The following is a 24,885-nucleotide window of genomic DNA, read 5'->3' on the forward strand; positions in this document are numbered from 1 at the left end:
GAAAGGAGGCCGTCATGGCCGATCAGGACGAAGACTGGGTCTATGACGAGGCCAGCGGCGAATGGCGCCCCGCCTCGGAGATCGCGGCAGAGCAGAGCGTCGAGGTGCGCGACGCGGCGGGCAACCTGCTTGCCGACGGCGATTCCGTGGTGCTGACCAAGGATCTCAAGGTCAAGGGCGCGGGGCAGACGCTGAAACAAGGCACGGTGATCCGCTCGATCCGGCTCACGGACAACCCCGAAGAGGTCGATTGCCGGCACGACACGATCAAGGGCCTGGTGCTGCGCACCGAGTTCGTCAAGAAACGCTGAGCCGTACTGAGTGGATTGGTCGGCTGCCCCCCACCACCCAACAAGCCACCACACAACCGGACAACGAAAAAGCGCCCGCAAAGCGGGCGCTTTTCACGACGGACACTCCGCCGATTTTCAGAACTTCATCGAAATGCCGAAATTCAGCGCATTGGTCTTGATGTCGGTCTCCAGCGAGCCGCCGCCGTCGAGATCGGCCTCGTTGCTGGAATAGGTGAACTGGTATTCGCCAAAGACCGAGAACCGGTCGCTCACCGGATAGCTGATCCCCGCCAGCAGCTTCGCCGCCGGGCCGGTCAGCTGGTAGCCATAGGTCTTGTCGCCCGCAGTGGTCTTGACGTCCACATGCGGCACCGCGATGCCGAGGCCGGCGCCGACATAGGGCGTGGCACTGCCCCACTGGTCGGGCCAGCGTTTCATCGCGTTCACCGTCAGGATGTTGTGGCCGTCGGTGAATTCCATCCGGTCGAAGCCCAGATCCTTGCGCTCGTCATCGGGCGCATAGACCTTCGAGTGGGTCATCTCGACGGCCAGACCGAAGGTTTCGGTCCGCCACCAGGTGCCACGGATGCCGTAATAAGGCGGCATCTCAAAGCTCTTGCCGTCCCAGCCGATGAGCGCATCGTAATCGGCGCCGGTCCCGGGATACTCTCCCGAGACACGGCTGTGCGGCGCGGTCTGCCAGCCGGTATAGACCGAGATTTCGAAATCCTGCGCCGCCACCTGCGATGCGGCGAGGGTTGCGACCGTGACGGTCGCTGAGAGAATCAGTGTTTTCATAGGGTCGCTCCAAGCGCCTTCGGGGCTTTTGGACGCTACATAAGCACTCCACCAACCGGGTTTCAATTGCGACAGATCCGCACTTCTTGCGCTAGCGCCGCTTTTGATTGCTTTACGGGCAGATGACAGACCGCTAAATACCCGAACGGAAACGCCGTGCCGGGCCGCGGCTTTTTATTGCCATCGGCCCCCTCAACGGCCCCGAGGAATGGAGTACACCCCGTGACACAAGCAGAAGATCACGAAGGCACCCGGAGGGATTTCCTCTACTACGCCACCGCCGGTGCCGGCGTCGTCACCGCCGGCGCTGCCATCTGGCCGCTGGTAAACCAAATGAACCCCTCGGCGGATGTGCGCGCACTCAGCACAATCCGCGTTGACGTCTCCGGCGTTTCGACCGGCACGCAGCTCACCGTGAAGTGGCTGGGCAAGCCGGTCTTCATCCGCCGCCGCACCGAGGCCGAGATCGAGAATGCCCGTGAGGTCACGGTCGATCAGCTCGTCGACCCGATGGCGCGCAACGCCAATGTCGACGGCGCTGCCGATGCCTCGGACACGAACCGCACGCTGGACGAAGCCGGCGAGTGGCTGGTGATGATGGGCGTCTGCACCCATCTCGGCTGCGTGCCGCTGGGCAACGCGGGCGAATTCACCGCCGGCGGCGTCGGCGGCTGGTTCTGCCCCTGCCACGGCTCGCATTACGACACGGCCGGCCGCATCCGCAAAGGCCCCGCACCCGAGAACCTGCCGGTTCCCACAGCGGAATTCGTCGAAGAAACCACGATCCTGCTGGGATAAGGAACGCACACATGGCCGGAATTCCGCACGACCATTACGAACCCAAGACCGCACCCGAGACCTGGCTGCACAAGCGCCTGCCGATCGTCGGTCTTCTCTATGACACCATCATGATCCCCACACCCAAGAACCTGAACTGGATGTGGATCTGGGGCATCGTGCTCACCTTCTGCCTGGCGCTGCAAATCGTCACCGGCATCGTGCTGGTGATGCATTACACGCCGCATGTGGACCAGGCCTTCGCCTCGGTCGAGCACATCATGCGCGACGTGAACGGCGGCTTCATGCTGCGCTATCTGCACGCAAACGGCGCCTCGCTGTTCTTCGTCGCGGTCTACCTGCACATCTTCCGCGGCCTCTATTACGGCTCCTACAAAGCCCCGCGCGAGGTGACCTGGATCATCGGCATGCTGATCTACCTGTGCATGATGGGCACCGCCTTCATGGGCTACGTGCTGCCCTGGGGTCAGATGTCGTTCTGGGGCGCCACGGTGATCACCGGCCTCTTCGGCGCGATCCCCTTCATCGGCGAGCCGATCCAGACCTGGCTGCTGGGCGGACCGGCGGTGGACAACGCCACGCTGAACCGCTTCTTCTCGCTGCACTACCTGCTGCCCTTCGTGATCGCCGCCCTCGTGGCCGTGCACATCTGGGCCTTCCACACCACGGGCAACAACAACCCCACCGGTGTCGAAGTGCGCCGCACCTCCAAGGCGGAGGCCGAGAAGGACACCCTGCCCTTCTGGCCGTATTTCGTGATCAAGGACATCTTCGCCCTGGCGGTTGTCCTGGCGGTGTTCTGGGCGATCGTCGGCTTCATGCCGAACTATCTCGGCCACCCCGACAACTATGTCGAAGCCAACCCGCTCTCGACGCCCGCGCATATCGTTCCGGAATGGTACTTCCTGCCCTTCTACGCGATCCTGCGCGCCTTCACCTCCGAGGTCTGGGTGGTGCAGATCGCATCGTTCCTCACGGGCGGCATCGTCGACGCCAAGTTCTTCGGCGTGCTGGCCATGTTCGGCGCCATCATCGCCATGGCCCTGGCGCCCTGGCTCGACACTTCCTCGGTGCGCTCGGGCAAGTACCGCCCGCAGTTCAAGTGGTGGTTCTGGCTGCTGGTGATCGACTTCATCGCGCTGATGTGGCTCGGCGCCATGCCGGCCGAAGAGCCCTATGCCAGCTTCTCGCTGATCGGGGCGGCCTACTGGTTCGGCTATTTCTTCGTGATCCTGCCGCTGCTGGGCGTGTTCGAAAAGCCGCTGCCGCAGCCCGCGACCATCGAGGAAGACTTCGACGCCCATTACGGCAAGTCCTCGGAAACCGGCGCCACCTCGGCGACCCCGGCCGAGTGACAGAGAAAGGACAAATGAAAATGTTCAAGAAACTTGCCCTTTCGACCGCGATGGCCCTCGGCCTGGCCACCGGCGGCGCCTATGCCGCCGGCGAGGGTGGCCATGTGGAGGATTTCAGCTTCTCCTTCGAGGGGCCCTTCGGCACCTATGACCAGGCGCAGCTGCAACGCGGGCTCCAGATCTACACCGAGGTCTGCTCGGCCTGCCACGGCATGAAATTCGTCCCGCTGCGCACGCTGGGGGATGAGGGCGGCCCGCACCTCCCCGAGGATCAGGTCCGCGCCTATGCCGAGCAGAATTTCGAGGTCTTCGATGAAGAGCTCGACGATTTCCGCCCGGCCCGTCCGACCGACCATTTCCCGGCGAACACCTCGATGGGCGCGCCCGACCTGTCGCTGATGGCCAAGGCGCGCGCGGGCTTTCACGGCCCCTACGGCACCGGCCTGAGCCAGCTCTTCAACGGCATGGGCGGCGCGGAATACATCGCCTCGATCCTCACCGGCTATACCGGCGAGGAGAAAGAAGAGGCCGGCACGCTGTTCTACGAGAACCACGCCTTCTCCACCGGCTGGATCTCGATGGCGCCGCCGCTGATGGGCGAGGACGTGGAATATGCCGACGGCCACCCGAACTCGCTGGAGCACGAGGCGCAGGACGTCGCCGCCTTCCTGATGTGGGCAGCCGAGCCGAAGATGATGGCGCGCAAGCATGCGGGCTTTGTCGGAGTGATCTTCCTCACCGTGCTCTCGGTGCTGCTCTACCTCACCAACAAGCGCATCTGGCGCCCGGTCAAGCACAAGGAAAGCTGACCCGGCCCCTGCCGCGAAACGAAAAGCCCCGCCAATCGGCGGGGCTTTTTGCTTAGGGGCGAAGAAAGCCCGCAAGGGCTTGATGAGCGCGCCCGCCTAACCACCCAGATAGGCCCGCAGCGCCTCCGGCGGATCGGCAAAGAGCACCCCCGTCTCCACCGGCGCCTGCGCCACCCCCTCCGACACCAGCACCACCTCCTCGGCAAAGCGCCGCGCGTCCTGCGGATCGTGCGTCACCAGCAGCACAAGCGCGCCCAGCTCCTCGGCCACCTCGCGCAAGAGTTCCAGCATCTCGGTCTTGAGCGCCGGCCCCAGCGCCGCAAAGGGCTCGTCCAGCGCCAGCACCGGGCGCCGCTGCAACAGCACCCGCGCCAGCGCCGCGCGGCTCTGCTGCCCACCCGAAAGCGCCCCGGGCCGGCGCCCGCCAAGCCCCTCCAGCCCGACCCGCGCCAGCACCGCCTCGACCGCCGCCCTGTCCGACGCCCGCAGCCGCCCGCCATCCGGGCGCAGCGCCAGCCCGAGATTGCGCAGCAGGTCGAGATGCGGAAAGAGGTTGTTCTCCTGAAACAGCATCGCCACCGGGCGCCGGTCGGGCGGCACATCGGTGATGTCCCGCCCCTGCCAGAGCACCCTTCCCCGCCCCGGCCTGCGGAACCCGGCGATGAGGTCGAGCAGCGTGGATTTGCCCGCACCAGACGGCCCGATCACCGCCACGCGCTGTCCCGGCGCCAGCGCCAGATCCGCGGAGAGCGCAAAGGCGCCCTGGCCAAACCCCACATCCTCAAGTCTCAGCATGGATCCGCCCTCCCCGGTCGAACAGCCAGAACGCGCCAAAGCTCAGGCACAGCAGGAGCAATGCAGCCCCCGCCGCCGCCTCCATCTGGTAAGACCCCATCAGCCGGTAGACCTGCAAGGGCAGCGTCGCCCGGTCGGGATCGGCAAAGAGCGCGATCACCCCCAGATCGCCGATCGACAGCGCCGCCGTCAGCCCGGCGGCAAAGCCCAGCGGCCGGCGCAGGCGCGGCAGCAGCACCAGCCGCAGCCAGGCCAGCGGCGTCAGCCCCAAAGCCTGCGCCAGCCGCCGATAATCGGCGCGCACCGCCTCGGCCTCGGGGCGCAGGATGCGCAGCGCGAAGGGCAGCGAGACCAGCGCATTGATCAGCGTCGTCACCGGCAGCGCCAGCACGAACGGGTTCACATAGGGGCGCAGGATCAGGAACAGCCCGGTACCCAGCACCAGCGGCGACAGCGCGATCCCCGCCAGCCCCACCAGTTCGCCGCCCCGCGTCGAGAGCGGCAGCGCCCAGAGCAGGCAGAGCGCCGTCGAGGCCAGTGCCACGCTCACCGAATGCCCCGCCGCCTCCCAGGTGCCCGGCCCGAGCAGCGCCAGACCGCCAAGCCCGCGCAGCACCACCATCATGAGCGGCGCCAGCAGAAATAGCGCCGCCAGTCCGATCCAGAGCATATCCGTGATCCGCGCCGCCAGCCCCTGCCCGTCCCAGCGCGGCAGCGCCCGGTCGAGCCCGGCGCCAAACCCCGCGCCAGCGCCCAGCCACAGCGCCACCAGCCCCGCCGTCAGCGCCAGCCCGAGCTGGATCACCGAAAGCAGCGCCGCGCGGCCCAGATCGAACTCGAAACGCACCGCCTGATAGATCGCCAGCTCCACCGTCGTGGCGCGCGGCCCCCGCCCAGCGTCAGCGCCACCGCAAAGCTCGACAGGCAGATGACAAAGATCACCGCAAAGGCCCCCGGCGCGATGCGCAGCAGCATCGGCGCCTCCAGCACCCGGAACAGCGCCCAGGGCCGCAGCCCCAGCGACGCGGCAAGGCGGAAGCGCTCGGCGGGGATCGCCAGCCATCCCTGAAGCAATAGCCGCACCGCCAGCGGCAGGTTGAAGAACACATGCGCCAGCACGACGCCATGGATGCCGTAGATCGTCATGCCGGGCAGGCCGAGCACGCGCAGCGCCGCATTCACCAGCCCGTTCTGCCCGAAGACCGCAATGAGCCCCAGCACCGCCACGATCACCGGCAGGATGAAAGGCGCCCCCATCAGCGCCACCAGCACCCCGCGCCCGGGAAAGCGCCGCCGCGCCAGCGCGCGCGCCACCGGCACCGCCAGCGCCACGCTCAGCCCCGCCGAAAGCAGCGCCTGCACCAGCGTAAAGCGCAGCGCCTGGACCTCGCCGGGGCCAAGCGCGCCCCAGCCGCCGGCGCGGACCAGCACCGCCGCGACAGGGCCCAGGGTGAGCCCCGCCACCGCCAGTGCGGCAAGCAGCGCGGAGAAACGCCCCACGCTCAGCGCGACAGCGCCCGGCGCCAGGCCTCGATGGCCGGCTCACGCAGCGCGGCGGCCTCGTCCTCGGAATAGAACAGCACCTTTTCCGGCAGCTCCAGCTCCCGGAACCCCTCGGGCCATTTTTCGCGTGGCAGCGCCGCCGGGATCGACCAGTTGCCGGTCGCGATCATCTCCTGAAATGGCTCGCTCAGCAGGAAGGCCATGAACTGATCCGCCAGTTCCGGCTGATCGGTGCCCGCCACCTTGGCGGCCAGCTCGACCATGAAATAATGCCCCTCGGGGAAGATCGCCGCCTTCTTGGTGCGGTCCTCCTCGGCGATGATGTGATAGGCGGGCGAGGTGGTGTAGCTCATCACCATATCCGCTTCGCCATCGGTGAAGAGCCCATAGCTCTCCGACCAACCCTTGGTCACCGTCAGGATCTTGGGCGCGAGCTTTTCCCAGGCCGCTTCGGCCCCGTCGCCATAGACCGCCTGCACCCAGAGCACCGTCGCCAGCCCCGAGATCGAGCTGCGCGGATCCTGAATGACGATCTTGAGATCGTCCGGCGCGTCGAGCAGCGCCTCGAAGCTTGCGGGCGGCTCGGCCAGCCGCTCGGTGTTGTAGACAAAGGCGGTGTGGCCGTAATTATAGGGCAGGAAAATCTCGTCCGTCCACTCGATGGGCAGGGTCAGCGGCGCGAGATCCACATTATGCGGCGCAAAGAGCCCGCTTTCGCGCGCTTTCTTGGTCACATCGGTGTTGAGGCCGAAAACGATATCGGCCTCGGTGCGGTCGCCTTCCAGCAGCAGCCGGGGCAGCAGATCGCCGGGCTTGAATTGCAGATCGCAGTCGCATTCCGCCTCGAACATCGCTTCGATCTTCGGGCCGGGGCCCCATTCCGAGGCGACGTAATCGCCCGCATAAACGGTCAGGACGGGGGTCTCCGCCAGCGCGGCGCCGGCCGTGAACAGTCCCGCTGCAAATATCGTGGTGGCCTTCATGGCATCCTCCAGACTTGCGGCGAGAGGGCAAGACTGGGCAGATCGCTCGGTGCGGTGCCGTCACCTTCCCTCCGCCGGTGTTAACCGGGTCAGGTTCAACGGGTTCGCATCGTGCATCTCAGCCCTGCCGGGCACCCCGAGGTGGGGCGAGTCGTAGCGGGCGCGCAGGCCTCTGGCAAGGCGAAATCCCTTGAGACGCCGCCCGCCCTGCCCTAGGAGAAACCCGGACAAGGAGACCCGCGCATGAGCATGAACACTTTCGGCCATTTGTTCCGCGTCACCACCTGGGGCGAAAGCCACGGCCCCGCGCTCGGGGCCACGGTCGACGGCTGCCCGCCGGGCGTGCCGGTGGACGAGGCGACGCTTCAGAGCTGGCTCGACAAGCGCAAGCCGGGGCAGAACAAGTTCACCACGCAGCGGCGCGAGCCCGACGCGGTGCGAATCCTGTCGGGTGTGTTCGAGGGCCAGACCACCGGCACGCCGGTGCAGCTGATGATCGAGAACACCGACCAGCGGTCGAAGGATTACGGCGAGATTGCCGAGAAATTCCGCCCCGGCCATGCGGATATCACCTATTGGCAGAAATACGGCATCCGTGATTATCGCGGCGGCGGGCGCTCCTCGGCGCGGGAGACGGCGGCGCGGGTCGCCGCCGGTGGGCTGGCGCGGGCGGCGCTGGCGGAGCTGGCGCCGGGGATCGAGATCACCGGCTACATGGTGCAGATGGGGCCGCACGGCATCGACCGCGCGCGGGTGGATCTGGCGGAGGTTGGGCGCAACCCGTTCTGGTGCCCCGATGCCGAGGCTGCGGAGAGCTGGGCGGATTATCTCGACGGGCTGCGCAAATCCGGCGACAGCGTCGGCGCGGTGATCGAGGTGACGGCGCGCGGCGTGCCCGCAGGCCTTGGCGCGCCGATCTATGGCAAGCTCGACACCGATCTGGCGGCGGCGGCGATGTCGATCAACGCGGTCAAGGCGGTGGAGATCGGCGAGGGCATGGCGGCGGCGGCGCTGCGCGGCTCGGAGAATGCCGACGAGATCCGCATGGGTCCGGACGGGCCGGTCTACAGCTCGAACCATGCCGGCGGCATTCTCGGCGGGATCTCCACCGGGCAGGAGATCGTGTTGCGCTTCGCGGTCAAGCCGACCTCCTCGATTCTGACGCCCCGGCATACGATCACCAAAACCGGAGAAGACACCGAGATCGTCACCAAGGGACGCCACGACCCCTGTGTCGGTATCCGCGCGGTGCCGGTCGGCGAGGCGATGGTGGCCTGCGTGCTGCTCGACCACCTGCTGCTGCATCGCGGGCAGACCGGCGGCAATCGCGGCGTGATCGGCTAAGGCCTCAGTGTCCCGCGCGGAGAGCGGTGCGCCACAAACCCGGTCAGAAATCCTCCCAGAGTGTGGTATTCTCACCCACGGCCCGTTTCATCGGCGCCGGCTCGGGCGCGGGCGCCACGGCCAGCTCCTCGATGGGTGCGGAGACCGGTGTGACCTCGTCCAGCTCGGCGCCATCGGCGGACATGAAACGATTGAGCTGGGCGGTCAGCCGGTCGGCCTCGCTGCTGAGCTGCTGACTGGCAGAGCTTGTCTCGCCCACCATGGCGGCGTTCTGCTGAGTGACCTTGTCGAGTTCGGCCACACCGACATTGATCTCCTGCAAGCCGGCGGCCTGCTCCTTGGCGGCAGAGGCGATCTCGGCCACCATGTCGGAGACCTCGGTAACATGGCGCACGATGTCCGACAGCGTTTCGCCGGTCTGCTCCACGAGCTGGCCGCCATCCTTGACCTGCTGCGAGCTGTTGGAGACCAGCGCCTTGATCTCGCGCGCCGATTCCGAGGCCCGCTGCGCCAGCGAGCGCACCTCCGAAGCGACCACCGAGAAGCCCTTGCCGCTTTCGCCGGCCCGCGCCGCCTCGACCCCGGCATTGAGCGCCAGAAGGTTGGTCTGAAAGGCGATGTCGTCGATCACGCCGATGATCTGGGTGATCTGATCCGACGACGCGGCAATGGAGCTCATCGCCGCCAGCGCCCGGTCCATCACCGCGCCGCCCTCTTCGGCACGGCGCCGGCCGTCGCCCACGCGCTTGTCGGCTTCGTCCGCCCGCGCTGCGGCGGCCTGGACACTGCCCGACATCTGTTCGAGCGCGGCGGCGGATTCCTCCAGCGTCGCTGCCTGCACTTCGGAGCGCCGCGACATTTCCGTCGACATATTGGACAGCTCCTGCGAGTTGCGCTGCACCATCTGGGCGGAGTCGCGCAGCGAGGAGATCAGATCGCCGATCTGCTCTGACAGGTCGTTGAAATCCTGGCAGATTTCCTCATAGCTTGCGCCCAGCTCATGCCATTCGGAAGGATCGAGCCGTTCGTCCACGCGGCCCTGTGCCAGTGCGCCCATGGCGCTTCCCAGCGCCTCGAACAGCGCGATTCGACGGTCGTTGGCGATGCGTTCCTTGCCCTCCGCCTGTTCGGCGCGCAGGAGCTTCGCACTCAGATCCTGGAGGCTCTGAGAGATGATCCCAGCCTCGTCGCCGTATTCCGTCCCGGGAATCTCACTCTCGTAATCGGCACTTGCGATACGCTGCACAACCTGGGCCACTGTCTGGAACGGACGCGACAGAACACGCCCGAAGACCAGCACCAACCCAAAAGAGATGGCCGTCACCACACCAAGCGACACGGTAAGCATCGTCATGCTATCCGTTACCGAGGTTTCCGCGATGGCTTCGATCTTCACCGTCTCGCTGCGCAGGCTTTCCTGCATGATGTCGATACGCCCGATTTGCGCATTCAATTGCTCGTAGAGAGCGGAAAGCGCGATGTGCATCTGGAACGGCGTCACGCTATCCGCCTCTGGCAGCGCCCGCGTGTCGTCTTTCACCAGATCGACGAAGGCAGAAATATCCTGCAACTCCTCGTGAAACTCGGGCCGGTAGGCCCGGGGGCTTTCGGTTTCGATAAAGAGCTGCGCCCGCTCGGCGACATCGCGGGTCACCTCATCGAGATTGCCCAGCAAACTGTCGCGCGCGTCTTTGTCACCGTCGCCGATGCGCAGCAGATCGACCCTCGCCTGCTCCAGATCCTCCCGGATCATTGAGATCAGCTGGTTCTGCTTGAACATGTCGAAAGCATAACGAACATCGCGCGCCAGCCCGTTCTGTACGTTCCAGGACAACACGCCGCTGACCAGCAGCAATGAGACGAACACCATTCCCAGGGCCAGAACCTGAATCCTGATCGAAAACCTTCGCATTTCTGACACGCGCTCCTAATTTCCCCGGGAAGCTGCCCGGCTCGCTGGATCGCTATCAGAGAGATGTAAACAAACTCTTCGAACCGGACGACGACCGCCGCCGTCTCAGCCCGCAAACGCCATAGCGCCAAGAGCCCCCAGCCGGTGCGGCGGCTTCATGTCTGCACGCCGCGACGACAAGGGGATTGACAATCTATAGGCGAGTCGCGGATGATTTTTTCGCCGACTTATTTCCGGCGCCAAGACGTTTTTTGTCACAAAAGGAATTGAAGCATGACCCAGGATCGCGCCGAAAGCGCGTTGCGTATTCGTATCGAAGCCGCAAAGCAGGCCCACAACCATACGCATCCCCGACACAAGGCCAATGGCGACGAAGAGCGCTACTCTGCCGCCAATTACGCCATGAGCTTTACCAAGGGGCTCGATCACGACCCAAATCTCGGGGTGGTCGCCAAAAAGCACCATTTCGAAGCCTTCCGCGACGCGATCGACGAAGGCCGGATCGAGCGCTTTACCGCACGGGTTCCGGTGCCGCTCGCGCCGGAGGCTTGCAAGCGCCGGCAATGGGAAGCTCCCACGGCAGGCACCGCCTTCGATCTTCAGGGCCCCGATGCCCAGGCCGTGACCATGCCGCCGGCACCGGCGCTGTGCAGCGACGAGCTCGCCTTCGAGATGGCCGAGGTCTATGAACTGGCGCTGCTGCGCGACGTGCCGCTGCTGAGTTTCGACCAGGATGGCGGACCCGGTTCGGCGGCGCTGAACGCGGCGATCTCACGGCTGAACGGGCTCGGCTATGCCCAGTCGGGCTTTCCGGGCCGGCCACGCAAGACCGACAGCGCCGGCGCCCTGACCCGGCAGACCGCGTTTCGCGGCTCCAGCCCCGGTGTCGAGACCGGCCCCTACCTGTCGCAATTCATGTGGATCGGCAATGACGACCCGGCCAGCATCCATTCGGTCGCCGACGGCTATGTCAGATACGGCGCCCAGTTCATCGACCAGCGCGTCTTTTACCCCGAAGACGGCAAAGACTACATGCAGCTCTGGGAGGACTGGCTGACCGTACAGCAAGGCGTCGATGTGAACGAATGCGGGCAATGCAGCGAGGGTCAGTCTTTTACCGGCCAGCAGCGCTTTATCTGCACGCCGCGCGATTTGGCCACCTATGTGCATTTCGACGCGCTCTATCAGGCCTATCTGAATGCCTGCGTGATCCTGCTGGGCATGAAGACACCGTTCGACGCGGGCATCGCCAAGCTCTCGGGCATGCGCGACATGTACGATCTGCATGCGCCGGGCACTCGGCTCAACACCGGCGGTTTCGCGCTTTACGGCGGGCCGCATATCCTCACGCTGGTGACCGAGGTAGCGACCCGCGCGCTCAAGGCCGTGCGCTATCAGAAGTTCAACACCCATCTGCGGCTGCGTCCCGAGGCGCTGGCCGCGCGCATCGAAAAGGCGGAGGATCTGGACAAGGCCTTTCCGGTGCTCTGCGGCGCCTTCGGAAAGACCAGCAAGCAGCTCGCCGACACCGTCAAGGCGGTGCGCGATTTCAACCAGGCGCGCGCCGGCGATGCGACGGCACTGCTGCCGATGGCCTTTGCCGAGGGCTCGCCCATGCACCCGTCTTACGGCGCGGGACATGCCACGGTCGCCGGCGCCTGCGTGACCATCCTCAAGGCGTTCTTCGACACCGGCACCGTGCTCGGGATCAGCGATGAGGACGATTGCACCAGGGGCAAACCCGGCTTCTACCACAAGATCAGCGAGCCGCTCTATTTCATGCCGGTTGAAAAGGGTGAAAAGCTCGACACCCGCAGGCCGGAATGCCCGCTGACGCTGGAGGGTGAGCTGAACAAGCTGGCGGCAAATATCTCGATCGGGCGCAACATGGCCGGGGTGCACTATTTCTCGGATTACTACGACAGCCTGAGGATGGGCGAACAGGTCGCCATCGGCATGCTCGAGGAACAGGCCCTGTGCTATCCGACCGACAAGGCGGTGTTCTCGCTGCCCACCTTCGACGGCGATCTGATCCGGATCGGCGCAAGATAGACCGACCGCCGCGGCGCATGGGGTGTGCCGCGGCCTTTGCCGGGTCCGCGGGCGACCGGCGAGCGGCAAGGCCCGTTAGCGGCACCGTTGCCCGCCGAGATCGCCTCCTCCGGCGGAAACGGACCATGCAATTGGTCCGGAAAGCCATAGGCACCAAGGATCCTGCGCGTATGCACCGTCTCGCCCCTGACGAAACGAAAATGCCCCGCCTGCACAGGGCAGACGGGGCCAGTTTGTGCCTGTTATAAAACAGGCACCGGCGGTGTCGTTAACATCGGGATCCCAGGATCAGTGCGGGCGCGCGGCCATCTCGGAGCGGATCTGCTGGCGCAGCACGTCGATGGGCACGGTCTTGCCATCCTTGCGGAACTGCCAGTAGGTCCAGCCGTTGCAGGAGGGCGCGCCCTCGAGATGCGCGCCAACCTGGTGGATCGAGCCCTTCACCCCGTCGCCGACCAGCGTACCGTCGGCCCGCACCTTGGCGACCTTGCCCGAGGGCGAGACCAGCATTTCGCCCGGGCGCAGCAGCCCGCGCTCGACCAGCTGGCCGAAGGGGATGCGCGGCTCCGCGCGTTTCGCGCGGGTCACTTCCAGCGCCGAACGGTCGAAGGGGCGGATATCGGCGATGCGGCGCTCGGCCACCTCGCGATAGGCCGCCTCGCGCTCGATCCCGATCCAGTCGCGGCCCAGCATCTTGGCCACGGCGCCGGTGGTGCCGGTGCCGAAGAACGGGTCGAGCACCACATCGCCCGGGTTGGTCGAACCGACCAGCACCCGGTGCAGCAGGCTCATGGGTTTCTGCGTCGGATGCGCCTTGTCGCCATTGGCATCCTTCAGCCGCTCGCCGCCATTGCAGATCGGCAGCACCCAGTCCGAACGCATCTGCACCCCCTCGTTCAGCGCTTTCAGCGCCTCGTAATTGAAGGTGTATTTGGCGCCCTCGCCCTTCGAGGCCCAGATCATCGTCTCATGGGCATTGGTGAAGCGCTTGCCGCGGAAATTCGGCATCGGGTTCGACTTGCGCCAGACGACGTCGTTCAGGATCCAGTAGCCTTCGTCCTGAAGCGCCGCGCCAACGCGGAAAATGTTGTGGTAGGAGCCAATGACCCAGATTGCACCGTTGGGCTTGAGCAGCCGGCGCGCGGCCTTGAGCCAGGCGCGGGTGAACTGGTCGTAGACCGAAAAGGAAGAAAACTGGTCCCAGTGATCGTCGACCGCATCGACGCGGGAATTGTCGGGGCGGTGCAGCTCGCCCTTGAGCTGGAGGTTATAGGGCGGATCGGCAAAGATCAGATCGACGGACTCCGCCGGAAGACTGTTCATCATCTCGATGCAGTCGCCGGACAGGATCGTGTTGAGAGGGAGCGCTTGCGCGCTCGTCGTCTTGGTCATCGCGTTCATTCTCTGCCTCTGTCCCTGGTGCGTTTTCGCACTCGCTGGTTGACGACAAAGATGAGTCAAAGGCGATTCGCGGTCAATTTCTTTTTTGAATCAGTGACTTGCGGATTTCTCTTGCCACAAGATATTGTGTACAGGCTTGAAGGATCGCCTATGGTGAGGGGTTACACCGAGATTTCGAAGCGCCTCTCTGTGGCTTTTCGATCCGTAGCCTGCATTGGTCTCCCAGCCGTATCCGGGATGGTGTTGCGCCAAATCCCGCATGTGTCTGTCGCGCCACGTTTTGGCGACGATAGAGGCCGCCGCGATGCTCACCGAGCGGCCATCGCCGCCGATCAGCGGGGTGGCGGGACAGGTGAGCTGCGGCGGCAAAAAGCGCCCGTCGACCAGCACATGGCCGGGCGGGCGTGGCAGGTCTGTGAGCGCCCGGTGCATGGCGAGCAGGCTGGCCTGGAGGATGTTGATCTCGTCGATCTCCTCGACGCTGGCCCAGCCGAGACCCACCTCGGCGCATTCCCAGAGCCAGCCCGCCAGCCGCGCCCGGCGCTTGGCCGAGAGCTTCTTGGAATCGTTCAGCCCCGGCGGGATGCACTCCGGGTCCAGCACCACGGCCGCCGCCACCACGGGGCCGGCCAGCGGGCCGCGCCCGACCTCGTCGACCCCGGCGACCAGTCGGCCATGCTGCCAGTGCTCTGTCTCATGCATTGTGTCCGGCCCGTCCATGTCGTCTTTGAAAGCGCAAAGCCTTCATGCCTGCAAGCACCCGGCCCGCCGCCACAACGAATTTGTTGTCTCAAGCCGGCAAACGGCAGGCGCCGCAAGATTTTTCGTACGAAAAATCTTGCGGCCGGGCGGGGAAACGCCGGCGAAAAAGACAAAGGCGCCCGAAGGCGCCTTTGCTTTATCAGCTGTGACAGCATCACATGTCGCGGTGCGACAGGTGATTACATCATGCCGCCCATGCCGCCCATGTCGGGCATGCCGCCGGCCGGCGCTGCGCCTTCTTTCTGCGGCTTGTCGGCCACCATCGCTTCGGTGGTGATCAGCAGGCCCGCGATCGAAGCGGCGTCTTCCAGTGCGGTCCGCACGACTTTCGCCGGGTCGATCACGCCGAACTTGAACATGTCGCCATATTCGTCGGTCTGAGCGTTGTAGCCGAACTTCAGATCGTCGGATTCGCGGATCTTGCCTGCGACGACGGAGCCGTCGACACCGGCGTTCTCGGCGATCTGACGCAGCGGGGATTCCAGTGCCTTGCGCACGATGGTGATCCCGGCGTTCTGGTCGCTGTTGACACCCGTCAGGCCCTCGAGCGCCTTGGCGCCCTGCACCAGCGCGACGCCGCCGCCGACCACGATGCCTTCCTGAACGGCCGCGCGGGTCGCGTTCAGCGCGTCATCGACACGGTCCTTGCGCTCTTTCACTTCCACTTCGGTCATGCCGCCGACGCGGATCACGGCAACACCGCCGGCCAGCTTGGCCACGCGCTCTTGCAGCTTCTCACGGTCGTAATCGGAGGTGGTTTCCTCGATCTGCGTGCGGATCTGCGAAACGCGCGCTTCGATCTCGGCTTTCTCGCCATGGCCGTCGACGATGGTGGTCTCGTCCTTGGTCAGGGTGACGGTCTTGGCGGTGCCCAGCATGTCCATGGTGACATTCTCGAGCTTCATGCCCAGATCTTCCGAGATCACCTGGCCGCCGGTCAGGATCGCGATGTCCTGCAGCATGGCCTTGCGGCGGTCGCCGAAGCCCGGTGCTTTCACGGCTGCGATCTTCAGGCCGCCGCGCAGCTTGTTGACCACGAGGGTCGCCAGCGCTTCGCCTTCGACGTCTTCCGCGATGATCAGCAGCGGTTTCTGCGACTGGATCACCTGCTCGAGCAGCGGCACCAGCGGTTGCAGCGAGGAGAGTTTCTTCTCGTGCAGCAGGATCATGCAGTCGTCGAGCTCTGCAATCATCTTGTCGGCGTTGGTCACGAAGTAGGGCGACAGGTAGCCGCGGTCGAACTGCATGCCTTCGACAACGTCGGTCTCGGTTTCGAGGCCCTTGTTCTCTTCGACGGTGATCACACCCTCGTTGCCGACCTTCTGCATCGCGTCGGCGATCTGCTTGCCGATCTCGGCTTCGCCGTTGGCGGAGATGGTGCCGACCTGAGCGACTTCGTTGGAGTCGTTCACCGGGCGGGCAGCGGCCTTGATGGCTTCGACGACCTTGGCGGTGGCCAGGTCGATGCCGCGCTTGAGGTCCATCGGGTTCATGCCCGCTGCGACCGACTTCATGCCTTCCTTGACGATGGCCTGGGCCAGAACCGTCGCGGTGGTGGTGCCGTCGCCGGCCTCGTCATTGGTGCGGGAAGCGACTTCCTTCACCATCTGCGCGCCCATGTTCTCGAACTTGTCTTCCAGTTCGATCTCCTTGGCCACCGACACACCGTCCTTGGTGATGCGGGGGGCGCCGAAGGATTTGTCGAGCACCACGTTGCGGCCTTTCGGGCCGAGGGTCACCTTCACCGCGTCGGCGAGGATGTTCACGCCCTTGAGCATGCGCGAGCGGGCGTCGGTATCGAACTTCACATCTTTAGCAGCCATGTGCGTTCTCCTGATTCTGAATTACGGTTGAGGACGTCGGAGCGGCGCTTACGCGGCCTCGGTCACGCCGAGGATGTCCGATTCCTTCATGATGAGCAGCTCTTCGCCGTCGATGCTGACTTCGGTGCCCGACCACTTGCCGAACAGAACCTTGTCGCCTTCCTTGACGGCCATCGCGATCAGCTCACCGCTGTCCTTGCGCGCGCCTTCGCCACATGCGACCACGAGGCCCTCGGCGGGCTTTTCCTTGGCGCTGTCGGGGATGATCAGACCGCCTTTGGTCTTTTCGTCGCTTTCCACGCGGCGAACCAGCACGCGGTCATGAAGCGGTTTGAATGCCATCTTCGAGTCTCCTAGCTCAAAGGTTGTCCTTTATGGCCCCCTGCGGGACCATTAGCACTCATGCGGAGCGAGTGCTAACGGCGCATAGCTAGGCAGCGTCGCGAGTCGTGTCAACCGGACAGATCACGAAAAAATGCGCCGCAGGAGAGGCGCCTGACCTGCCGGTCAGGAGCGCTGGCCCGCGCATTGCGGGGCGGGCATGGTAACTTGCCCTTATCCATGCTTTGCTGTGCGCCATCCGCGCGCCGCGCCCCAGACCGAGATCTCTTCGATGCCCGTCCATCCCACCACACCGGTCCCGGTGTCTCACCGCCATGGCAGATCCGCGCCCGACAACCTCCGGGGCATCGTGTTGATAACAATCGGATTTGTCTGCTTCGGCGCCACCGATGCGCTGGCCAAGCTGCTCACCTCCGATCTGCCCTCGCTGGAGGTCGCCTGGTTCCGGCAGATCGGCCTCTTCACCGGCGTTATGGTCATGCTGGGGATGCGCGGGCCGCGCCTGCTGAAGACAAACCACCGCACGATACAGATCCTGCGCGGCGTGCTGGCCGCCACCTCGGCGACACTGTTCATCCTGGCGCTGCGCTATGTGCCCTTGGCCGATGCCACGGCGGTGACCTTCATCGCGCCCTTCATCGTCACCGCCATCGGCGGGCTGCTGCTGCGCGAACCGGTGGGCATGCGGCGCTGGATCGCGGTTCTGGTGGGCTTTGTCGGCATGCTCATCGTCATCCGCCCGGGCATGGGCGTGCTGCACCCGGCGATCTTCATCACCATCGGCGCCGCCACCGCCTTTGCCACGCGACAGGTGCTGTCGCGCATGCTCAGCGGCGATGACAGCATCGCGACGACGGTGGCCTATACCTCGATCACCTCCACCGCGCTGCTGACCATCCCGCTCCTCTTCCTCTGGGAGACCCCCTCGGCACTCTGGGTCTGGCTCGTGGCGCTGGCGATGACGGCCTGCGCCGGCCTCGGCGAGATCTTCATCATCCGCGCGCTCGACATCGCCCAGGCGGTCGTGGTCGCGCCGTTGCAATATTCCATGATCCTCTGGAGCACGCTCTACGGCTTCCTGCTCTTCTCCGACCTGCCCGATGGCTGGACGCTCCTCGGCTGCACCATCATCGTGGCCTCCGGGCTCTATACGCTGAACCGCGAACGGCTGGTGGCCAAGCGGCAAAAGGACCGCGCCCGCGCCGAGGCCGCCAACGCGGCAGAGGCGGCGGCGCGCACCGAGGAAATCTGAGCTACCAGCTATAGGCCCAGTGTTTCAGCCCGGCGCGCCCGGTCCCGGTCAGCTCATAGACCCCGGTGCCGATACGCGCGAACCAGCCATAGTGATTGTCGCGCATGATCCGCGTGGCCACGGCCACACCGGTCGCTTCGGCCACGTCGCGGCCCCGGCAGGCGCCGTGTTCGGCCAGATACGCGGCGCAGCGCAGCGCATCCTGCCGGTAGCCGGTAACGATGCCGTGCCGGGTGGCGCCGCCGGCATTCGGATCGCCCTCGATGCGCTGGAACTCGCGCAAGAGCCGCGCCCGCTTGGCCTTGTTGCGGCGCGGCGCATAGGGCCCCGGATCGCAGAGCACCTCGGCGCGCGCGCCCTTCACCACGATAAAGCCCAGCCCCAGCCGCCGGCAGAGCGAAAGATTGTCCTTCAGCGCCCGCCGCGCGGTGCGGCCCGAGGGTTTCGGTACGGCGATATAGACCGCGTCGCTCACCGCCAGCCGCGCCACCGCCTGATGGAACAGCGCCAGCGACAGCCGCAGCTTCAGCTCGACGATCACCGGCTCCTCGTCGCCGCGCAGCGCCACGAGATCGGCCGCGCCGACCTCGCCCTTGACCTCGTATCCCTGCCCCTCAAGCAGCGCCTTGACCGGCGCGTAGAGCTCGCTTTCCCGTTCCATGCCCGGAGCTTGGCCGGAGCGGTTGCCGCTGTCCATCCCTTGCCCTAGCCTGCGCGACGACACGCCCCCCGAAAGGTCTGCCCATGCGCCGCACCCCGCTTGCCATCTGCCTCTGGCTCGCCCTCGCCCCCGCCGCCATCGCGCAATGTCAGGGCGAGGATCTGCGCGAGACGATGAGCGCCGGGGAGCGCGCCCGGCTCGACGCGCGGGTCGCCGCCATGCCCTATGCCACCGGCAACCGCTGGCGGGCCGAGCGCAATGGCGAGGTGATCCATCTCGTCGGCACCATGCATCTCAGCGACCCGCGGCTCGACGCGCCGCTCGAGCGGCTGCGCCCGGTGATCGACGGCGCCGGCGCTGTGCTGCTGGAGATGCCCCAGGAAGAGCAGGCCGAGCTCATGCAATCGCTCTCCAGCCGCCCGGAACTGCTCCTGCTGACCGAGAACACGCTGCCCGAGCTGATGGAGGAATCCGACTGGCAGGCGCTTTCCGCTGCCGCCCGGGATCAGGGCATCCCGCCCTTCATGGCGGCCAAGTTCCGCCCCTGGTATCTGTCGATGATGCTCTCCCTGCCCGCCTGCGCGAAATCGGCGATGGAGGCGCGCGACGGGCTCGACATGCGCATCGAGGCGATGGCCGAGGCCGCCGGCGTGCCGACGCTGGCGCTCGAACCCTTCGACACGACCTTCAACATCTTCAACGCCGAGCCGCTGGACGAGCAGATCGAGATGATGACCGTCTCGCTGGCCACGCAGGACAGCGGCGAAGACGGGTTCGCCACCACCATCGCCGCCTATTTCGACGAGGCGGTGGGCGAGATGTGGGCATTCTCCGAGATCCTCGTCGCGCGCAGCGGGCTGCTGCCGCCGGACGAGGCGGAGGCGCTGGTCGAAGAGTCCGGCGCGGCGGTGCTCGACCAGCGCAACCGCGCCTGGATCCCGGTGATCCTGCACGCGGCAGAGACCTACGACGCCCCGATCGTCGCCGCCTTTGGCGCGGCGCATCTGCCCGGCGAAGAGGGGGTTTTGCACATGCTCGAAGAGGCCGGGTTCAGCGTGACGCGCGAGCCGTTCTGAGGCGGGGTTTGCGCGGTGGTGGGTTTGCAACCCACCACTCCAGACCTACGCCACGAGCCCGCGCCCCTTGAGCAGCGCCTCGACCCCCGGCATCCGGCCCCGGAACGCGGTATAAAGCTCCTCGGCCTCGCGCGAGCCGCCTTTCGACAGGATGAACTCCTCGAGCTTATGCGCGGTCTCGGGATCGAAGGCCCCGCCCGCCTCCTCGAAGGCGGCGAAGGCATCGGCATCCATCACCTCGGACCACATGTAGCTGTAATAGCCGCTGGAATAGCCGTCGCCGGCAAAGACATGGGCGAAATGCGGCGTCGCGTGGCGCATGGTGATCGCCTGCGGCATGCCGATCCCCTGCAAGACCTCCGCCTGCTTCGCCATCGGATCGGCGGGCGCTGCGCCGGAATGGAACTCCAGATCCACCAGCGCCGAGGCCACATATTCCACCGTCTGGAACCCCATGTCGAAGGTCGCCGCCGCCAGCACCTTGTCGAGCAGCGCTTTCGGCATCGCCGCGCCGGTCTCCGCATGGGTGGCGAATTCCTCCAGCACCTCGGGCACTTCCAGCCAGTGCTCGTAAAGCTGGCTCGGCAGCTCCACGAAATCGCGCGCCACCGAGGTGCCCGAGACCGAGCCGAACTCCACATCAGACAGCATCTGGTGCAGCGCGTGACCGAACTCGTGGAACAGCGTGCGCGCATCGTCATAAGAGAGCAGCGCCGGCTTGCCCTGCGACGGTTTCGAGAAATTGCAGACATTGATCACGACGGGCGTCTCGACGCGGGGCCGCTTGGCCTGGCTGCGCATCGCCGAACACCAGGCGCCGGAACGCTTGGAGGCGCGGGCGAAGTAATCGCCGATGAACACCGCCAGATGTTCGCCGTTCCGCTTGACCTCCCAGGCGCGGCAATCGGGATGATAAAGCGGCACGTCGAGCGGCGCGAAGTCCAGCCCGAACAGCCGGTTGGCGCAGGTAAAGGCCGCCTCGATCATCCTGTCGAGCTGGAGATAGGGCTTCAGCTCGGATTCATCGAGATCGTAGCTCGCGCGCCGCCGCTTCTCGGCGTAATAGCGCCAGTCCCAGGGTTGCAGCGCGTCGTTCACGCCGTCGTCGCGCAGCATCTCTTCCATCTCGGCCTGATCGCGCAGCGCCTGCGCCTTTGCCGGCTGCCAGACCTGCATGAGCAGCTCGCGCACCCGCTCGGGCGTGCCGGCCATCTCGGTCTCCAGCTTGAAATGTGCGAAATCCGGATAGCCCAGCAGCTTTGCCCGCTCCTCGCGCAGCGCCAGCACCTCGGCGGCAATCTCGCGATTGTCGGTCTCGCCGCCATTCTCGCCCCGCGCCGCCCAGGCGCGGAAGGCCTTTTCGCGCAGATCGCGGCGCGGCGAGAATTGCAGGAAGGGCACGATCAGCGAGCGCGACAGCGTCACCACCGGCCCGTCCTGCTCCAGTGCCTCTCCGGCGGCGCGCGCCGCGTCCACGACAAAGCCCGGCAGCCCCTCAAGATCCGCCTCGGCAAGCGGCATGAACCAGTCCGCCTCGTCCTTCAGCAGGTTCTGGGTAAAGGAGGTGCCCAGCACCGCCAGCCGCGACTTGACCGCTTTCATGCGCTCGGCCTCGGCGCCCTCCAGCGCGGCGCCGGCGCGTACGAAACCGCGATGGGTCAGGTACAACACCCGCGCCTCTTCCTCGCTCAGCCCCAGCCTATCGCGCCGCGCCCAGAGATCGGCGATGCGCGCAAAGAGCGTCTCATTGGCATAGATCGCCGAGCTGTGCGCTGCGAGCTTCGGCGAGAAGTCCCGTTGCAGCGCCTGGCGCTCCGGGTTGCTGTCGGCCCCGGCCACCGAGAAGAACACCGACAGCACCTTGTCCAGCGCCTCGCCCGCGCCCTCCATCGCCTCGATGGTGTTGGCAAAGCTCGGCGGCTCGGGATTGTTCGCGATGGCGTCGATTTCCCTGAGATGCGCGCTCAGCGCCTCCTCGAAGGCGGGCGCGAAATCATCGTCGGAAATGCGGTCGAAGGGCGCGATGTGGAACGGCGTGTCCCAGTCGGCGAGCAGCGGGTTGGTCATTGGCAAGGCTCCTTTTCCACAGAAGCTATGCAAGGCCCCGGGCCGCTGCAATGGCGATGCGGCGAGGAACGCCCGCAAGGGCTTGACGAGCGCGCCGCCTCAGCCGCCGCAGACCGGACAATCCTCGCGCCGTTTCAGCGCGATCTTGCGCGTCTCGCCCCAGAGCGCATCGTAGATCAGCATCTCGCCCAAAAGCGGCTGCCCGGCGCCCGCGATCAGCTTCACCGCCTCCACCGCCATCATCGCGCCGATCACCCCGGGCAGCGGCCCCAGCACCCCGGCCTCGGCGCAGGACGGCGCCAGACCCGGCGCCGGCGCCTCGGGAAAGATGCACTGATAACAGGGCGCGCCCTTCGTCGGGTCGAAGACAGAGATCTGCCCTTCCCATTGCGACAGCGCCCCCGAAATCAACGGTTTGCCCGCCGCCACGGCGGCCCGGTTCGCCAGATAGCGCGTCTCGAAATTGTCGGTGCCGTCGAGGATCAGATCGTATTCGGCAAAGAGTGCCTCCGCGCCCTCCGCATCCAGCCGCCGGTGATAGGGCCGGATTTCGACATAAGGGTTCTGCGCCTGCATCGCCGCCTTGGCGGAAAACACCTTGGGCATGCCGATGCGCGCATCCGTATGGATCACCTGGCGCTGGAGATTGGCATTCTCCACCACGTCATCGTCGATCATGCCGATCGTCCCCACCCCGGCGGCGGCGAGGTATTGCAGCGCCGGCGCACCAAGCCCGCCGGCTCCGATCACCAGAACCCTGGCCTGTTTCAGCGCCTTCTGCCCCGGCCCGCCCAGCTCGCGCAGCACGATATGGCGGGCATAGCGTTCGAGCTCTGCCCCGGAAAACGCGCCCGGCTGCGCCGCAGGCGCCGGCACCTTGGCATCGGCCCGGGCCTTTACCCGCCGCAGCACAAAGGCATAGGCCAGCCCCAGCGCCACAAAGCCGCCGAAGATCAGCCAGAACGCCTCGCTGCCGCCGGTGGCCTGCCGCAGCGGATGCCCATCGGGCAGCACGAGCTGCAAGGCCAGCACCGCGACATAGAGCAGCCCCAGCATATAGCCGCGCGCCGCCCGCGATGCGCCCATGAGATGCCCGAGCCCCCAGATCGCCGCCGCGAGCGCCAGCACCAGAAGCATCAGCGCACCCCGGTCGAGCCGAAGCCGCCCGCGCCGCGCGCCGTTTCCGGCAGGGTCTCGACCAGATCGAACCCGGCCTGCACCACCGGCGCCGCCACCATCTGCGCGATGCGGTCGCCATGGGCGATCACGAAGGGCTCGCTGCCCGCGTTCATCACGATCACTCCCAGCGGGCCGCGATAATCGCTGTCGATGGTGCCGGGGCTGTTGGGCAGGGTGATCCCGTGTTTCAGCGCCAGGCCGGAGCGTGGCCGGATCTGCACCTCCCAGCCCTCGGGGATCGCCAGCCGCAGCCCGGTCGGCACCAGCGCGCGCGCGCCCGGCGCCAGCGCGATCTCGCCGCGATCGACAAAATTAGCGCGCAGATCGGCCCCCGCCGCGCCCCCGGTCGCATAGGAGGGCAGCCCCAAAGACCTGTCCGCCCCATCGTCCCACATCATCGCTATCGTGACCACGCCCTGCCCTTCTTCTCTTTCCAAATACGCAAATTCCAGGCGTCTCAACCCGCGCCCAGCGCCTCGGCAATGCGCGCCGCCAGCCTCCGGGCGACCTCGCGCTTGCCCATGCGCGGCCAGTCCTCGGCGCCATCGTCCGAGATCAGCACCACCGCGTTCTCGCTGCCGCCCATGATGCCGGTCGCCGGGCTGACATCGTTGGCGACGATCCAGTCGCAGCCCTTGCGTGCCCGCTTCGCCGTCGCATGGGCCACCACATCGTCGGTCTCGGCGGCAAAGCCCACCACCAGCCCGGGGCGATCTTCGGCCAGCCCCGACACCTCCGCCAGAATATCCGGGTTCTCGGTGAAGCTCAGGCTCGGCAACCGGCCCGCCTGCTTCTTGATCTTCGAGCCCGAGGCGCTCTCCACCCGCCAGTCGGCCACCGCCGCGGCGAACACGCCCGCATCCACCGGCAGCGCCCCCAGCACCGCCGCGCGCATTTCCAGCGCGCTTTCCACCTCGATCACCTCGACACCTTCGGGCCGCGCCACCTCCGCCGGGCCGGTGACAAACACCACCTCTGCGCCGAGATCGCGCAGTGCCTCGGCAATCGCCGTGCCCTGCGCGCCCGAGGAGCGGTTGGCGATGTAGCGCACCGGGTCGATGGGCTCATGGGTCGGCCCCGAGGTCACCAGCACCCGGCGCCCCTTGAGCGGCCCGTCGCTGAGCGCCGCTTCCACCGCCACCACGATCTCCAGCGGCTCGGCCAGCCGTCCGGGGCCGAACTCGCCGCAGGCCATGTCGCCCTCGCCCGGGCCGATCACGGCAACGCCATCGCCCTTCAGCAGCGCCAGATTGCGCTGCGTCGCCGGATGCTCCCACATGCGCACATTCATCGCCGGCGCGATCATCACCGGCGTGTCGGTGGCCAGGAGCAGCGTCGAGGCGAGATCGCCCGCCAGCCCCTGCGCCATCTTCGCCATGAGATCCGCCGTCGCCGGCACCACCAGCACCAGATCCGCCACGCGGGAGAGCTGGATATGGCCCATTTCGGCCTCGTCGGTCAGATCGAAGAGATCGGTATAGACCTTCTCCCCCGCCAGCGCGCCAACCGAGAGCGGCGTGACGAATTCCGCCGCCGCCGGGGTCAGCACCGGGGTCACCGCCGCGCCGCGTTCGCGCAGGCGCCGGATCGTCTCCAGCGCCTTGTAGGCGGCGATGCCACCGCCGATGATCAGAAGGATGCGTTTGCCGGCCAGCATGTCGCGCGCCTTTCCCAGAGCCC

Annotated in this window: 21 protein-coding genes, 1 pseudogene and 1 riboswitch; of the genes and pseudogenes, 8 read left to right on the forward strand and 14 right to left on the reverse strand. The window is 66.3% G+C overall.

The genetic code is table 11. The features are described from left to right. Positions 1–14 precede the first annotated feature (14 nt). A complete protein-coding gene (locus tag Ga0080574_RS08000; protein ID WP_076696820.1) occupies positions 15–311 on the forward strand; it encodes an alkylphosphonate utilization protein in 297 nt (98 codons plus the stop codon). A 117-nt stretch (positions 312–428) separates the two neighbouring features. Here Ga0080574_RS08000 and Ga0080574_RS08005 read toward each other — a convergent pair whose 3' ends face one another. Next, entirely contained in the window at positions 429–1,091 is a 663-nt protein-coding gene (locus tag Ga0080574_RS08005) for an outer membrane beta-barrel protein (RefSeq protein WP_076696822.1), read from the reverse strand. 222 nt (positions 1,092–1,313) lie between these two features. Between Ga0080574_RS08005 and petA the strand changes: the two genes are divergently transcribed. The 3 genes from petA to Ga0080574_RS08020 are packed head-to-tail and all read left to right on the forward strand — an operon-like array spanning position 1,314 to position 4,053. Next, positions 1,314–1,889 (forward strand): ubiquinol-cytochrome c reductase iron-sulfur subunit, encoded by a 576-nt coding sequence (gene petA, locus Ga0080574_RS08010; RefSeq protein WP_076696825.1) that lies wholly within the window; start codon positions 1,314–1,316, stop codon positions 1,887–1,889. 11 nt (positions 1,890–1,900) lie between these two features. Further along, complete coding sequence (gene petB / locus Ga0080574_RS08015; protein WP_076696827.1) at positions 1,901–3,244, forward strand: cytochrome b; 1,344 nt, start codon at positions 1,901–1,903, stop codon at positions 3,242–3,244. A 20-nt stretch (positions 3,245–3,264) separates the two neighbouring features. Further along, on the forward strand, positions 3,265–4,053 hold the full coding sequence (locus Ga0080574_RS08020) for a cytochrome c1 (RefSeq protein WP_076705776.1): 789 nt from the start codon (positions 3,265–3,267) through the stop codon (positions 4,051–4,053). A gap of 96 nt (positions 4,054–4,149) precedes the next feature. Here the strand turns inward: Ga0080574_RS08020 and Ga0080574_RS08025 are convergent, their stop codons facing one another. From Ga0080574_RS08025 to Ga0080574_RS08035, 3 genes and pseudogenes are all read right to left on the reverse strand, one after another. Further along, positions 4,150–4,848, reverse strand: coding sequence for a thiamine ABC transporter ATP-binding protein (locus Ga0080574_RS08025; RefSeq protein WP_076696829.1), 699 nt, complete (start codon positions 4,846–4,848; stop codon positions 4,150–4,152). Next, positions 4,835–6,375 (reverse strand): annotated as a pseudogene (locus Ga0080574_RS08030) (ABC transporter permease family protein). Before Ga0080574_RS08030 ends, Ga0080574_RS08025 begins: the two are co-directional and overlap by 14 nt. Beyond that, positions 6,351–7,334: a thiamine ABC transporter substrate-binding protein gene (locus tag Ga0080574_RS08035; RefSeq protein WP_076696831.1), complete on the reverse strand. Its 984-nt coding sequence runs from the start codon at positions 7,332–7,334 to the stop codon at positions 6,351–6,353. The pseudogene Ga0080574_RS08030 and the gene Ga0080574_RS08035 overlap by 25 nt, the downstream one beginning before the upstream one ends. Before the next feature lie 49 nt (positions 7,335–7,383). Beyond that, positions 7,384–7,483: riboswitch (TPP riboswitch) on the reverse strand. Positions 7,484–7,577: 94 nt separating this feature from the next. Between Ga0080574_RS08035 and aroC the strand changes: the two genes are divergently transcribed. Then, the gene (gene aroC / locus Ga0080574_RS08040; RefSeq protein ID WP_076696833.1) at positions 7,578–8,678 is read left to right on the forward strand and encodes a chorismate synthase; all 1,101 of its coding nucleotides are present in this window, start codon (positions 7,578–7,580) and stop codon (positions 8,676–8,678) included. A 43-nt stretch (positions 8,679–8,721) separates the two neighbouring features. Here aroC and Ga0080574_RS08045 read toward each other — a convergent pair whose 3' ends face one another. After that, positions 8,722–10,590 (reverse strand): methyl-accepting chemotaxis protein, encoded by a 1,869-nt coding sequence (locus Ga0080574_RS08045; protein WP_076696835.1) that lies wholly within the window; start codon positions 10,588–10,590, stop codon positions 8,722–8,724. A gap of 273 nt (positions 10,591–10,863) precedes the next feature. Here Ga0080574_RS08045 and Ga0080574_RS08050 point away from each other — a divergent pair, with 273 nt between their 5' ends. Further along, positions 10,864–12,642: a vanadium-dependent haloperoxidase gene (locus Ga0080574_RS08050; RefSeq protein WP_076696837.1), complete on the forward strand. Its 1,779-nt coding sequence runs from the start codon at positions 10,864–10,866 to the stop codon at positions 12,640–12,642. A 288-nt stretch (positions 12,643–12,930) separates the two neighbouring features. On the opposite strand, the gene Ga0080574_RS08055 is transcribed toward Ga0080574_RS08050, so the two are convergent. From Ga0080574_RS08055 to Ga0080574_RS08070, 4 genes are all read right to left on the reverse strand, one after another. Further along, positions 12,931–14,043: a site-specific DNA-methyltransferase gene (locus Ga0080574_RS08055; RefSeq protein WP_076696839.1), complete on the reverse strand. Its 1,113-nt coding sequence runs from the start codon at positions 14,041–14,043 to the stop codon at positions 12,931–12,933. A gap of 90 nt (positions 14,044–14,133) precedes the next feature. Beyond that, a complete protein-coding gene (gene rnhB / locus Ga0080574_RS08060; RefSeq protein ID WP_237219338.1) occupies positions 14,134–14,745 on the reverse strand; it encodes a ribonuclease HII in 612 nt (203 codons plus the stop codon). A 239-nt stretch (positions 14,746–14,984) separates the two neighbouring features. After that, positions 14,985–16,628 carry a chaperonin GroEL gene (groL, locus tag Ga0080574_RS08065; protein ID WP_076696843.1) on the reverse strand — a complete coding sequence of 548 codons (1,644 nt, stop codon included), beginning with the start codon at positions 16,626–16,628 and terminating at the stop codon, positions 14,985–14,987. A 48-nt stretch (positions 16,629–16,676) separates the two neighbouring features. Next, positions 16,677–16,970, reverse strand: a complete 294-nt coding sequence (locus Ga0080574_RS08070) for a co-chaperone GroES (RefSeq protein ID WP_076696845.1) — start codon at positions 16,968–16,970, stop codon at positions 16,677–16,679. A gap of 349 nt (positions 16,971–17,319) precedes the next feature. Between Ga0080574_RS08070 and Ga0080574_RS08075 the strand changes: the two genes are divergently transcribed. Continuing rightward, positions 17,320–18,222 (forward strand): DMT family transporter, encoded by a 903-nt coding sequence (locus tag Ga0080574_RS08075; protein WP_335743520.1) that lies wholly within the window; start codon positions 17,320–17,322, stop codon positions 18,220–18,222. A gap of 1 nt (position 18,223) precedes the next feature. On the opposite strand, the gene Ga0080574_RS08080 is transcribed toward Ga0080574_RS08075, so the two are convergent. Beyond that, complete coding sequence (locus Ga0080574_RS08080) at positions 18,224–18,883, reverse strand: DUF2161 domain-containing phosphodiesterase (protein WP_076705780.1); 660 nt, start codon at positions 18,881–18,883, stop codon at positions 18,224–18,226. Positions 18,884–18,966: 83 nt separating this feature from the next. On the opposite strand from Ga0080574_RS08080, the gene Ga0080574_RS08085 reads away from it, so the two are divergent. Beyond that, positions 18,967–19,959 (forward strand): TraB/GumN family protein, encoded by a 993-nt coding sequence (locus Ga0080574_RS08085; protein WP_076696848.1) that lies wholly within the window; start codon positions 18,967–18,969, stop codon positions 19,957–19,959. 45 nt (positions 19,960–20,004) lie between these two features. Here the strand turns inward: Ga0080574_RS08085 and Ga0080574_RS08090 are convergent, their stop codons facing one another. From Ga0080574_RS08090 to coaBC, 4 genes are all read right to left on the reverse strand, one after another. Continuing rightward, complete coding sequence (locus Ga0080574_RS08090) at positions 20,005–22,026, reverse strand: M3 family metallopeptidase (RefSeq protein ID WP_076696850.1); 2,022 nt, start codon at positions 22,024–22,026, stop codon at positions 20,005–20,007. Between the two features lie 99 nt (positions 22,027–22,125). After that, on the reverse strand, positions 22,126–23,163 hold the full coding sequence (locus Ga0080574_RS08095; RefSeq protein ID WP_076696852.1) for a HesA/MoeB/ThiF family protein: 1,038 nt from the start codon (positions 23,161–23,163) through the stop codon (positions 22,126–22,128). Next, positions 23,163–23,600: a dUTP diphosphatase gene (dut, locus tag Ga0080574_RS08100; RefSeq protein WP_076696854.1), complete on the reverse strand. Its 438-nt coding sequence runs from the start codon at positions 23,598–23,600 to the stop codon at positions 23,163–23,165. The genes Ga0080574_RS08095 and dut overlap by 1 nt, the downstream gene beginning before the upstream one ends. A 62-nt stretch (positions 23,601–23,662) precedes the next feature. After that, positions 23,663–24,862 carry a bifunctional phosphopantothenoylcysteine decarboxylase/phosphopantothenate--cysteine ligase CoaBC gene (gene coaBC, locus Ga0080574_RS08105; RefSeq protein WP_076696856.1) on the reverse strand — a complete coding sequence of 400 codons (1,200 nt, stop codon included), beginning with the start codon at positions 24,860–24,862 and terminating at the stop codon, positions 23,663–23,665. Between the last annotated feature and the right edge of the window lie 23 nt (positions 24,863–24,885).

This window comes from Salipiger abyssi, assembly GCF_001975705.1.
GTDB classification, from domain to species: Bacteria; Pseudomonadota; Alphaproteobacteria; order Rhodobacterales; family Rhodobacteraceae; genus Salipiger; species Salipiger abyssi.